Origin of the sequence: Kribbella sp. NPDC051620, assembly GCF_044453825.1 — a bacterium.
Classification (GTDB): domain Bacteria; phylum Actinomycetota; class Actinomycetes; order Propionibacteriales; family Kribbellaceae; genus Kribbella.
The window spans coordinates 828255-840591 of the sequence record NZ_JBITDB010000005.1 but is presented as its reverse complement, the minus strand read 5'-3'; the positions used below and the strand labels follow the sequence as shown (position 1 = coordinate 840591).

Genomic DNA, 12337 nt, shown 5'->3' with positions numbered 1-12337 from the left:
CACGGATCGGGGAAGGTTCACCGCAGATGACCGGGAACCGCGTAGATTGTGTGCGCGTCACGGAGTGTGTGACAGGGGACGCGGGCCACGGGCTCGCGGCAGGCCACCGAGGGGAACGACGATGACCGAAGCTGACAACACACAGGGCAGCGCAGCTACACCGGCAGGAGCGCAGCAAGCTGCCGCTGCACCGGCTATGTCGCCACTGCAGCCGCCCACCGCGACCGCACCTGGCCTGATACTAACCGCGCCGGCGCCGACACAGCCAGTAGCTGCCACTGCGGCGCCGAGCCTGGCCCCTGCGGTCGACCCGGCCGCACTGCCCGGCCTGGACTCGAAGGTCGACTCCTTCCTGACCTCGCTGATGACGGCCGCGCCGCGCTCACCGGAGTTCGCCCAGAAGGCCGGCGACGTCCGCAGCATGGGTGACGTCGACATCCGGCACGCCGCGGAGAGCTCGAACCGGCTGCTCCAGTCGCCGGTCAAGGCACTGACCAGCGGTGGCCTGGCGGAGGGCTCGACGGTCGGCAAGACGCTGCTGGAGCTCCGGCGTACGGTCGAGAACCTGGACCCGAAGGAAGCCACCGGGCCGAAGAAGCTGCTCGGGATGATCCCGTTCGGGGACAAGATCGAGGACTACTTCCGCAAGTACCAGAGCGCCCAGAGCCACCTCGAGGGCATCCTGCACTCGCTGCGCAACGGCCAGGACGAGCTCGGCAAGGACAACGCGGCGCTGAACCTGGAGAAGCAGCAGCTCTGGGACGCGATGGGCCGGCTGAACCAGTACGTGTACGTCGCTGAGCGGCTCGACGCGCGGCTGTCGGCGACCATCGCCGAGCTGGAGGCGACCGACCCGGACAAGGCCCGGGCACTGCGCGAGGACGTCTTGTTCTACGTCCGCCAGAAGCACCAGGACCTGCTCGTCCAGCTGGCCGTGTCGATCCAGAACTACCTGGCCATCGACATCGTGATCAAGAACAACATCGAGCTGATCAAGGGTGTCGACCGGGCGTCCACGACGACCGTCTCGGCGCTGCGGACCGCGGTCATCGTCGCGCAGGCGCTGGGCAACCAGAAGCTGGTGCTCGACCAGATCACCGCGCTGAACACGACCACCAGCGGGATGATCGAGCGCACCTCGCAGATGCTGCGGGACAACTCGGTGGCGATCCAGCAGCAGGCGGCGTCGGCGACGATCGGGCTGCCGCAACTGCAGGCGGCGTTCGCGAACATCTACGCCACGATGGACGCGATCGACACCTTCAAGACGGAGGCGCTGGACAACATGGCGGCCACCATCGGCACGCTCGAGGGCGAGGTGTCCAAGTCCCGCAGCTACCTGGACCGGGTCGCCAAGCAGGACCAGCGGGTCGTCTCGGGCACGCTCGACCTCGGCCGCTGAGCTGACACCTTCGAACGGGGATTGGGTATTGCATGGCGCTGGGTGATTTCTTCGCGCGACTGACCGGTCGCAAGGCGGAGCCCGAGCCTGCCCCGATCCCCCGCGCACCCACCAACGACGACCTGTTGCAGTCGCTGGTCAGGGTCGAGCAACTGGTCGCGGACGGCGCCGTACCGGCCGTGGTGGCGTCTCGGGTGAACCGGGTGGTCCGGATCGTGCGGGAGACCATCCCACGGCTGGGCAACCTGGGTGGCAGCGCGCAGGCGTACTCCGTGATGGCGACCGCGACGGACTACCTGCCGGAGGCCATCGGGGGCTACCTGCGGCTGCCGCGACAGTGGGCGGACAGCCGGCCGGTGGATCGCGGCAAGACGTCGCTGATGATCCTGATCGACCAACTGGACCTCTTGGGGTCGACGATGGACAAGGTGTTCGACGCGGTGAACCGGGCGGACGCGGCGGCGCTGATCGCCCATGGCCGGTTCCTGCAGGAGAAGTTCGGCACCGGGTCGACGGGTGGCAGTCTCGCTCTCGGCCAGACGGGGTCGACACCGGCACCTGACCTGAACCCGCCTCAATCACCGGGCGCGGGTCCGCTGCAACCACCACCAGGACGAGGAGGGGCATGACCGGCGCGGGGGGTACTTCGCTGCAGGACGCACTGTCGGGCCTGCTCGCCGTCGCCGCACGTGCGGGCGTCGCCGAGTCGGTAGCCCGTGCCGAGGCGCTCTCACTGGCCGCTGCCCTGGCCGAGTCAGCACCAGGCGCTCCCGCCGACTGGGCCGCGGTCACACCCGGCACTGGCACCCAAGACTTCTTCGACGCGGCGGTACGGGGTCGGCGGTGGCGCGGAGCACCTACTGCCGTGCTGACGGACCTGGTTGCCCAGGGCTCTGCTGAGAAGGTCCCGTACGCCGTGGCGCTGGCTGAGGTGGCCTCGGCCGCTTGCTCGCTCGGCGAGCCGACCATGCGAGTCATCGGCAATGCCTCGGTCGCTGCCGCCGCTCAGTTGCAGGCTGCAGGTGCACGGCAGCAAGTACAGGTCGGTGCTACTCCTACTGCTCCGGCTCCGGCGGTAGAGGCCAAGCCTGCGGTGGAAGAGAAGCCTGCTGAGCCTGAACGAACTGTCGAAGAACTGCTTGCTGAGCTTGATGCGTTGACTGGGTTGGCGAAGGTCAAGCGGGAAGTGCATCGGCAGGTTGCTGTGTTGCGGGTGGAGAAGTTGCGGGTGGAGGCGGGGCTGAAGAGTCCGACGATCACCCGGCACCTGGTCTTCACGGGCAATCCGGGGACCGGTAAGACGACCGTGGCGCGGCTTGTGAGTGGGATCTACAAGGCGCTCGGGCTGCTGTCCAAGGGGCAGTTGGTCGAGGTGGACCGGTCCGAGTTGGTGGCCGGGTATCTGGGGCAGACGGCTACCAAGACGGCTGAGGTGGTCGCGTCCGCGGCGGGTGGGGTGCTCTTCATCGACGAGGCGTACAGCCTGACGGCGGGTGAGCTGGGGGCCGACCAGTACGGGCGTGAGGCGGTGGACACGCTGGTCAAGGAGATGGAGGACCGGCGGGACGACCTGGTCGTCATCGTCGCCGGCTACCCCGAGCCGATGGAGGACTTCATCGCCGCGAACCCGGGGCTGGCCAGCCGGTTTCGGACCACGATCGCGTTCGAGGACTACACCGACGACGAGCTGACCGACATCCTGACCGGCCTGGCGCAGGGCGCCGACTACGAGCTGACGCCGAACGCGCTGGACGAGTTCAAGGTGATCCTCGCGTCGACCCGGCGGGACCGGTCGTTCGGCAACGGGCGGTTCGCCCGCAACATGCTGGAGGCCGCGATCGGCCGGCACGCCTGGCGGCTGCGCGACGTGACGGCACCGACCACCGAGCAACTGCGTCAGATCCTCGCCGAGGACCTGACCGACGAAGAGCCGGAGACAGCGGTACCGGAGCAGCCGGCCGTGGCGTCAGAGCTGGACAGCGCAGTACCGGAGCAGCCCGTAGTACCGGATGAGCCTGAGGACGAGCAAGGAGAGACGGCGTGACACAGACAGCCAGTGCGCCACCCGCGACCAGGTCGCCGGTGGTCCCGCAGGCCGCGGCGCCGGGCCTGCCGACGACCCCGCCGCCTGCCCAGCAGGGCCAGCGCGGCCGGGTGGCCCAGCTCTTCGAGGGCACGCCGGGCCGGATGCGCGCGATGCTCATCCTCGCCGCCGTGTTCAGCGTGGTCTTCGGGCTGGCCGCGGCGCAGGGCTTCAACCAGTCCGACGGAGCGCTGACGCGAGCAGAGGCGAACACTGCCCAGCTGGTCCGGATCCAGGCGATCCACACCAACCTGGTCAGCGCCAACGCAGACGCCACCAACTCCTTCCTGGTCGGCGGCCTCGAGCCGCCCGCGCAGCGCCAGCACTTCACCGACGCGATGACGACCGCCGCCAAGCTGATCTCCGAGGCCGCCACCGCGCAGCCCGCCGACCAGAAGGCACTGGGCGAGCTCAACGTCACCCTGCTCACGTACCAAGGTCTGATCGAGCAAGCGCGAGCCAACAACCGGCAGGGCCTGCCGCTGGGCTCGCAGTACCTGAAGGACGCCAGCGCGACCCTGCAGGACGACTCACTCCCGCTGCTGAACGCACTGGTGACGGCCAACCAGTCCCGCGTCGACACCGAGTTCAACGGCGTCAGCAAGGGCAACATCTGGCTGCTCACCGGCGGCCTGCTCGCTCTGGCGGTCCTGATCTTCGCCCTGTGGTGGCTGGCCCAGCGCACCCACCGCTACTTGAACGTGCCGCTCGCGGCCGCCGCAGTGGTCGTCCTGCTCACCACGATCGTCGGCGGCGCCTCACTCGCCGGGGCGGCCAGTGCGGCCAAGGACACCCGCAAGTTCTCGTACGCCGACACGCTGGCGCTCTCGCAGGCCCGCATCGCGGCGTACGACGCGAAATCGAACGAGAGCCTGACCCTGATCGCCCGCGGCTCCGGTACCCAGTTCGAAGACGACTGGAAGGCAGCCGCCAAGACGGTCGACGAGCAGGTCGCCCAAGGCGGCGCGGCGGTACAGGACCAGTGGAACGCCTACAAGGACGTTCACATCAAGATCCGCACGGCGGACGACACCGGCCACTGGGACGACGCCGTCCAGCAGGCGATCGGCACTGGCGGTGCGACCTCCAACGCCACCTTCGCCGCCTTCGACAAGTCCTCCGGCGGCCGGCTGGCCGACCTGAGCGACACCACCCAGTCCAAGCTGCAGGACGCCCGCGACGGGATGCCGCCGATCGGCTGGCTCGGGTTGCCGCTCGGGATCGCCGCCGCCCTGCTCGCCGCCTGGGGATTCGCCCAGCGACTGGAGGAGTACCGATGAACAAGACCCGCCTGCTCGCCGGCTCGATCGCCCTCCTCTTCGCAGCAACCGCCTGCGGCTCCGGCAACTACGACGCAACCCCGGTACCGGTCAAGCCGGCCCCGACCCCGGCCAAGCCGGCCGCCCCGGCAACCGCGACCTGCAAGAACGCACTGCAGTCGTACGCGCCGGAAGGCGCGCTGCCTGCGCCGAATCAGATGCCGGCCGGCACCACGATGGCGAAGATCCAGGAGTACGGCCGGCTCGTCGCGGGCGTCTCGGCGGACAGCCTCAACCTCGGCTCGCGCGACCCGATCAGCGGCAAGATCCAGGGCTTCGACATCGACATGATCAACGCCGTCGCGGACGCCATCTTCGGCGAACCGGCGCCGGGAGAGCCGCACAAGGTCGAGCTGCGGGTGATCTCCAGCCCGCAGCGACTGCCCGTCCTGCAGGCGCCGCGCAAGCCCGGCGCGGTCGACATCGTCGCGCGCAACATGACGATCAACTGCGACCGCTGGACCAAGATCGCCTTCTCGGCCGAGTACTACCACTCCGGCCAGAAGCTGCTGCTCCAGCGCGACATGAAGGAGCAGTCGCTCGACCAGCTGGACGGCAAGAAGATCTGCACGCCGACCGGCTCGACCAGCTACGACAACATGGTGAAGGCCAACCCCAAGATCATCCCGGTCACCGCGGACACCGACACCGGCTGCCTGGCGCTGTTCCAGGCGGGCAAGGTGGTCGGCATCTCCGGTGACGACACCGTACTCGCCGGTGACGCCGCTCAGGACCCCTACGCTCGGGTGACCACGGCCGGCCAGATCAGCGATGAGCCGTACGGACTCGGCATGAACGCGGGTCAGGTCGACTTCGTGAAGTTCGTCAACGGTGTGCTGGCGAAGATGAAGGCCGACGGAACTTGGCAGACGTCGTACAACACCTGGTTCCTCAAGGCGCTCGGCCCCGCGAAGCCGCCGGTGGCTCAATACGGCCGAGTCGCACCCTGATGACAGTAGGTACGCCGACGGCGACTGCGCCGTCTCCTCCGGGCAGGATTGGCAGCAGCATTCCGGCAAAGGATCTGCTGGCATTCCTCGACGCGCTGGGCAGTTGGCGGGATCGGCGGCGGGCGGAGCTGGACGAGCTCGACCAGGCCGCGCTGAACTCCGCCGATGCCGACGCGCTGAGCGGCGACATCGTGCTGTCGATGGCGGTCTGGAAGGCGGTCTCGGACCGGTACGAGCTGATCCTGGTCACCTGGGACTCCGGCCGGGTCGGCACCACCGAGACCGAACGGATCTCGACCCTCATCTGGGGCGGCCTGGACACCGGCGGCGCGGCCGGGTCGCTCGCGGTTTCGTTGCCTGAGGCATGCACTCTGTCGGATGCGCTGGCCTCGACATTGCGGGCCAAGCTCGCACTCGAACCTGGCGACGCCGACCTGGCCGCACGGCTGCGCCAACTGCGCGCGGGGATCGAGAGGATCAAAGACCTGGTCGCGATCGAGCCCGCGGCCACCCGCAACGCGGCGATCGCGACGCACCACGACCTCGACCGGCGTACCACCGACCTGACCGAGCGGGCCAAGCGTGGCGCGGACATCGGCGGGCTGATCGGGCCGCTGGAGATCGACGCAGCGCATGCCGAGCGGGACCTCATCGTCGGGGCCGCCACCCGGCGCGAGCGCGCGGCCGACGTGGCCCGGGCTCGCGCAGTACGGACCGAGCTCGAAGCGCAGGGGCAGGCTGTACGGACGTTGGCGGACCGTTGCGTCGCCACGGTCACACCGGCCCCGCGGCTCGCAGTACCGGATGTGACTGCGTTGGGGCCGGTACCGAACACGCCGGCTGAGTTGGAGAAGTACCTGACCCGGCTGGACGCGGTACGGCGTGCACTAGGGCAGGCGCAGACGGCGTACGGCTCCGCGCTGGAGCGCAAGGACGAGTTGGCCGGGCGACTGGACGCGTATCAGGTGAAGGCCGGCAGCGTCCCCCGGAGCAGTGGAACCACCGAAGACCTGGCAGAGCTCTATCGACGCGGCCGTGAGGTGCTCGACGCGGAACCAGTTGACCTGGTTCGGCTCGGCGCGCTCGTTGCGGCGTACCAGACGTATCTGGGAGTGACGACATGACGACCAACGCCTGCACACAGCCGGGTTGTACCGGCACGATCCTGGACGGCTACTGCGACGTCTGCGGCTCACCTGCAGCTACTCCTACCGCTGGTTCGACTACAGCGACAGCAGGGCGCTGTACTCAGCCTGGCTGTTCAGGAACTGTTGTAGACGGCTACTGCGACGTCTGCGGCACTCCTGGCGGTGGTGGTGGCTCCGCGACGCTGGACCCGATCAGTACAGCCTCCACCGTGTCCCGCGCGTCCAACCGCCTGGCCTCGACCCCACTGGGCTCGGCCCGGGCGACGCAGGCCGGGTCCAAGCTCACCCGCAAGCTCGGTACGTCGTCCACGCGACTGCGCGGAGCACGACTGGGCGCCGGGCTGACCCAGGTACCGCCGATCCCCGCGATCGACGCCAGCAAGGCGATCCTGAAGAACCCGATGGTCCCCGAGGAGCGCCGCAACTGCCCCAACTGCGGCAACCCGGTCGGCCGCTCACGAGGTGACCAGCCGGGCCGTACCGACGGCTTCTGCCCGAAGTGCCGCAGCCCGTTCTCGTTCTCGCCCAAGCTCAAGGACGGCGACCTGGTCGGCGGCCAGTACCTGGTCCGCGGATGCCTGGCGCACGGTGGCTTCGGCTGGATCTACATGGCCCAGGACAAGAACGTCGCCGACCGCTGGGTGGTCCTGAAGGGCCTGCTGAACTCCGAGGACCCGGACGCCGTCGCGGCCGCGATCGCCGAGCGGCAGTTCCTGGCCCGGGTCGAGCACCCGCTGATCGTCGAGATCTACAACTTCGTCACCCACGACGGTGCCGGCTACATCGTGATGGAGTACGTCGGCGGCACCTCGCTGAAAACCCTGCTCAAGCAGCGGATGGAGGCCAACCACGGCCAGTACGACGCGCTGCCGATCGACCAGGCGATCGCCTACCTGCTCGAGATCATGCCGGCGTTCTCCTACCTGCACGACCTCGAACTGGTCTACTGCGACTTCAAGCCGGACAACATCATCCAGGTCGGCGACGCGGTCAAGCTGATCGACCTGGGCGGCGCGCGGCGGATCGACGACCTGGACTCGGCCATCTACGGCACGGTCGGGTTCCAGGCGCCGGAGGTGGCAGAGGTCGGGCCGTCGGTCGCGTCGGACATCTACACGCTCGGCCGGACGCTGTGCGTGCTCGCCTTCGAGTTCCGCGGCTACCAGTCGAAGTACGTCTCGACTCTGCCTCCGGTGGCGGAGGTGCCGCTGTTCCAGAAGTACGACTCGGTCTACCGGCTGCTGCTGAAGGCCTGCGCGCCCGACCCGGCCGACCGCTTCGTGTCGGCCGACGAGTTCCGCGTGCAGCTACTCGGCGTACTGCGGGAGGTAGTGGCCGACAAGCAGGGTGTGAAGGCTGCCCAGCACTCCACGTCGTCCCTGCTGTTCGGTAGCCCGGGCGACCTGGCGGTTGGCCTGGGAGACCAGGCAGAGCCGTGGCGGCGGTTGCCGTCGCTGGTGCGGGACGAGAGCGACAAGATGGCCGGTTGGCTGAAGACGGTGAGCGTGCCCGACCCGGAGCAGCGGCTCAACCTGCTGGTGGACGCGCCTGAGTCCTCTCCCCAGATCCTGCTGGAGATCGCGCAGACCTCTCTGGAGATCGGCCCCTCGCGGTACGACATGGTCGACACCGCGGTCTCCGACCTGCTCGCGGACGACCCGTGGGAGTGGCGGGCGGTCTGGATGTCCGGACTCGTCGCGCTGGCCCGCAACGACGCCGCTGCGGCACAGTCGGCCTTCAACGCGGTCTACGGCCAGGTACCGGGTGAATTGGCGCCGAAGCTCGCACTGGCCGTCTCCTGTGAGACCAGCGGCGAGTACGACGTGGCCGAGGGCCTGTACCTGACCTGTGCCCGTACCGACGCCAACTACATCGCCCCGTCCGCCTTCGGGCTGTCAGCGATCCGTTCGACCCGGGATGACCTCGACGGCGCGGTCGCCGCGCTCGACCTGGTACCGCCGACCAGCGGGTCGTATGTGCGGGCTCGCCGGGCACGAGCCGGTCTGCTGGCAGGATCAGGGCGTGGACTGTCCGCGCTGGCCGAGGCCATGAGCAACATCGAGAGCGTGACGATCGACCCGGTCGACCGGGCGAACCTGACCGCGAGCATCTTCAAGACGGCACTGGCGGAAGTACTCGGCAGCGGCCCACAGCCCGGGCTGAAGATCGCCGGCCGGGAGGCGGTCGAGCCGGACCTGCGGGACGGGCTCGAGGCGGCCTACCGTGAACTCGCCGGACATGCGCACAGCCGGCAGGAACGTGTCGCCCTGGTCGACCTGGCCAACGATGTTCGAGGATGGACGCTGCGATGACGAGTACGACCCAGACGGCCTGCCCCAGCTGTGGTGGACCGATCTCCGACGCCGACCGCTTCTGCGAGGCGTGCGGGGCCGAGCTCACGCCTGCCGCCAGCACGCCTGGCACGCCCGCGATCGACACCGACACCGAGCCGACGATCGAGCTGAACCCGGCCGCCGCCGCTGCGCGTGGTGCCGAGGCAGCACCCGGCCCTTGCCGCTCCTGCGGCGGCACGATCGGCGCCGACGGGTACTGCGAGACCTGCGGCACCAAGGCGACCAAGGCGCGCGACCACTTCAGCGAGCAGCCTGCTCCCTGGGTGGCGGCGGTGTGCGACCGCGGGATCCGGCACAGCCGCAATGAGGACGCAGCGGCGATCGCTGCTGACCCAGAGCCGGGCAGTCGCGCCATGCTGGTGGTCTGCGACGGGGTGAGCTCGTCGCTCGACTCAGACGTGGCCAGCCTGGCCGCTGCCCGCGCAGCGCGCGACGTACTGGCTGCTGGTCATGCGCAGGGGATGGGGACCGAGTCCTCCCGGAACAGTGCGGTCGTCGCGCGGCTCAAGGCTGCAGCGGATGCCGCTAGCGACGCAGTACTGGCGAATACGTCGCCAGACAGTCCGAACCCGGCGTCCTGCACGTTCGTGGCCACTGTGCTCGAGGGCGACCTTCTGGTGGCCGGTGTGGTGGGTGACAGTCGGGCGTACTGGTTCCCGGACAACGCTGAGGCTGTTGCGTTGACTGTGGACGACTCCTGGGCGGCCGAGTTGATCGCTACCGGCGTACCGCGGCAGGAGGCGGAGACGGGTCCGCAGGCGCATGCGATCACCCGCTGGCTGGGCAAGGACGCTCCTGACCACACACCCCGTACTACGTCGCTGAAGGTGGCCGGTCCCGGCTGGCTCGTCGTCTGCTCGGACGGGCTGTGGAACTACTGCTCCGAGGCGGCACCACTGGCCGACCTGGTACGTCAGACCGCTACGGCCAACGGCAACGAGCCGCTGGCCACGGCGTCCGCGCTGGTCGACTGGGCCAACGCCCAGGGCGGCCAGGACAACATCACCGTCGCACTCGCTCGAATCTGATCCTGCTTCTGCACTGTTCCTGAAAGGACGCCTGATGGCCGAGTTCTCCGCCACCGTGTACCAGAACGAGTTCCTGCCCGACGGCGGCACCGACGTGCACGCGATCGTCACGGTGTCCTGCACCGGCGCGGGCTCGGCCGGCCAGAGCGGCAGCGGCGACGCGGGCGAGATCATCATCGTCGACACCTCCGGCTCGATGGGCGCCGAGGGCGTCCGGGCCGCCGCCTTCGCCGCGCAGACCGCGCTCGACCAGATCCTCGACGGGGTCTGGTTCGCCGTCATCTCCGGCAACGACCGGGCCCAGCTCGCCTTCCCGCCGTCGCCCGAGCCGGTGATGGTGAAGATGGACCAGTTCACCCGGCAGGCGGCCAAGGACGCCGTGGCCCGCTTCTATGCCGACGGCGGTACCGCGATGGGCACCTGGCTGCGGCTGGCCTCTCGGGTCTTCGCGACCGTGCCGTCGCTGACCCAGAAGCACGCGCTGCTGCTCACCGACGGCGAGAACCAGCACGAGTCGCCGGAGGTCCTGACCCAGACGATCCAGGCGGTCACCGGTCAGTTCCAGTGCGACTGCCGCGGTGTCGGCGTCGCCTGGCAGGTCGACGAGGTCCGCCGGATCGCGACCGCCCTGCTCGGCACGGTCGACATCATCCCGGCGCAGGACCAGCTCGCTGCCGAGTTCGCCAAGATCATCCAGAACGCGATGAGCAAGGGTGTCGCGCAGGCCGACATGCGGGTGTGGGCTCCGCAGGGCGCGCAGGTGCTGTTCGTGCGGCAGGTTGCGCCGACAGTGGATGACCTGACGTCCCGGCGTACCGAGGTGAACGCGCTGACCGGCTCCTACCCGACCGGCTCGTGGGGTGACGAGTCCCGTGACTACCACGTGGCTATCCGGCTCGCGGCCAAGGGCATCGGCCAGGAGCAGCTCGCTGCGCGGGTGCAGCTGGCCATCGGCTCTGATGTCGTAGCGCAGGGCCTGGTACGGGCGCTGTGGTCCGAGGACGAGGCTCTGACCACCCGCATCAGCCCGGAGGTCGCCCACTACACCGGGCAGACCGAGCTGGCCGACGCGATCCAGGAAGGCCTGGCCGCCAAGGCCGCCGGTGACACGGCGACCGCTACCACCAAGCTCGGCCGCGCGGTACAGCTCGCCGCGCAGACCGGCAACGAGGAAGCGACCACGCGGCTTCGTAAGGTGGTCGACATCGACGATCAGGACAACGGCACCGTACGGCTCAAGCGGACCGTCGAGAAGGCTGACGAGATGGCGCTCGACACCGCCTCCACCAAGACCACCCGGGTGAAGAAATGACCTCAGCGACGTGTCCGAGCGGGCACCCGTCCGTCTCCACCGACTACTGCGACGTCTGCGGCCTGCCGATCGGGGCAGCCGCTACACCGTCGGCCGCGTCGGTGCCCTCCCCGGCCGTGGCCGCTCCTGGCCCCACGACCCAGGCCTGCCCGAACTGCTCAGAGCCGGCCGCTCCGGACGCGCTGTTCTGCGAGAACTGCGGCTACGACTTCACCACGGGCACGATGCCCCGGCCAGCCTCGGCACTGGACCTCGGTACGCCGCCCCCGGTGCCGCCTGCGCCGCAGGAGGTCGCCGACTGGGTGGTGGAGCGCTGGGTGGACCCCGACTGGTACGAGGTCCAGCAGAGCGACGACCCGTGCCCGTCCCCTGGCCTGCCGGTAGTCATCCCCGTCACCGCGAAGAGCGTCCTCGTCGGTCGCCCCTCCAAAAGTCGCGGCATCACTCCTGAGATCGACTGTGGCGAAGACACCGGGGTGAGCCGCCGCCAGGCGCAGCTCACCACGGACGGCCAGCGCTGGTGGGTGGAGGACCTCCAGTCCTCCAACGGCACCTTCGTCGGCCCGTCGTCCGGGCCGCTGCCCGAAGACCCGATCACTCCTGGTCAACGGCGGGAGCTGGACGCCGACGATCGTGTCTATGTGGGTGCTTGGACGCGTCTCGTAGTACGGAAGTCCACACCGGAGGAACAAGCCGGCCAGGCCTGACAGGTTGGGTTCAGTAGCGGCCAGAAGTTGGCCG

Annotated in this window: 10 protein-coding genes; all 10 read left to right on the top strand. The window is 69.1% G+C overall.

Going from position 1 to position 12337, the window contains the following annotated elements; translation table 11 throughout:
* Window positions 1-121: 121 nt before the first annotated feature.
* The 10 genes from ACIA12_RS28720 to ACIA12_RS28675 are packed head-to-tail and all read left to right on the top strand — an operon-like array spanning window position 122 to window position 12303.
* Window positions 122-1402, top strand: a complete 1281-nt coding sequence (locus tag ACIA12_RS28720) for a toxic anion resistance protein (RefSeq protein WP_396370175.1) — start codon at window positions 122-124, stop codon at window positions 1400-1402.
* Window positions 1403-1434: 32 nt separating this feature from the next.
* Complete coding sequence (locus tag ACIA12_RS28715) at window positions 1435-2031, top strand: hypothetical protein (RefSeq protein WP_396370174.1); 597 nt, start codon at window positions 1435-1437, stop codon at window positions 2029-2031.
* A complete protein-coding gene (locus ACIA12_RS28710; protein WP_396370173.1) occupies window positions 2028-3446 on the top strand; it encodes an AAA family ATPase in 1419 nt (472 codons plus the stop codon). The genes ACIA12_RS28715 and ACIA12_RS28710 overlap by 4 nt, the downstream gene beginning before the upstream one ends.
* Entirely contained in the window at window positions 3443-4765 is a 1323-nt protein-coding gene (locus ACIA12_RS28705; RefSeq protein WP_396370172.1) for a hypothetical protein, read from the top strand. Before ACIA12_RS28710 ends, ACIA12_RS28705 begins: the two co-directional genes overlap by 4 nt.
* Window positions 4762-5754, top strand: coding sequence for a glutamate ABC transporter substrate-binding protein (locus tag ACIA12_RS28700; RefSeq protein ID WP_396370171.1), 993 nt, complete (start codon window positions 4762-4764; stop codon window positions 5752-5754). Before ACIA12_RS28705 ends, ACIA12_RS28700 begins: the two co-directional genes overlap by 4 nt.
* Complete coding sequence (locus tag ACIA12_RS28695) at window positions 5754-6878, top strand: hypothetical protein (protein WP_396370170.1); 1125 nt, start codon at window positions 5754-5756, stop codon at window positions 6876-6878. The genes ACIA12_RS28700 and ACIA12_RS28695 overlap by 1 nt, the downstream gene beginning before the upstream one ends.
* Window positions 6875-9214: a tetratricopeptide repeat protein gene (locus ACIA12_RS28690; protein ID WP_396370169.1), complete on the top strand. Its 2340-nt coding sequence runs from the start codon at window positions 6875-6877 to the stop codon at window positions 9212-9214. The genes ACIA12_RS28695 and ACIA12_RS28690 overlap by 4 nt, the downstream gene beginning before the upstream one ends.
* The gene (locus ACIA12_RS28685) at window positions 9211-10284 is read left to right on the top strand and encodes a protein phosphatase 2C domain-containing protein (RefSeq protein WP_396370167.1); all 1074 of its coding nucleotides are present in this window, start codon (window positions 9211-9213) and stop codon (window positions 10282-10284) included. Before ACIA12_RS28690 ends, ACIA12_RS28685 begins: the two co-directional genes overlap by 4 nt.
* 34 nt (window positions 10285-10318) lie before the next feature.
* Window positions 10319-11596, top strand: a complete 1278-nt coding sequence (locus ACIA12_RS28680) for a VWA domain-containing protein (protein ID WP_396370166.1) — start codon at window positions 10319-10321, stop codon at window positions 11594-11596.
* The gene (locus ACIA12_RS28675) at window positions 11593-12303 is read left to right on the top strand and encodes an FHA domain-containing protein (protein ID WP_396370164.1); all 711 of its coding nucleotides are present in this window, start codon (window positions 11593-11595) and stop codon (window positions 12301-12303) included. The genes ACIA12_RS28680 and ACIA12_RS28675 overlap by 4 nt, the downstream gene beginning before the upstream one ends.
* The last annotated feature ends 34 nt before the right edge of the window (window positions 12304-12337 follow it).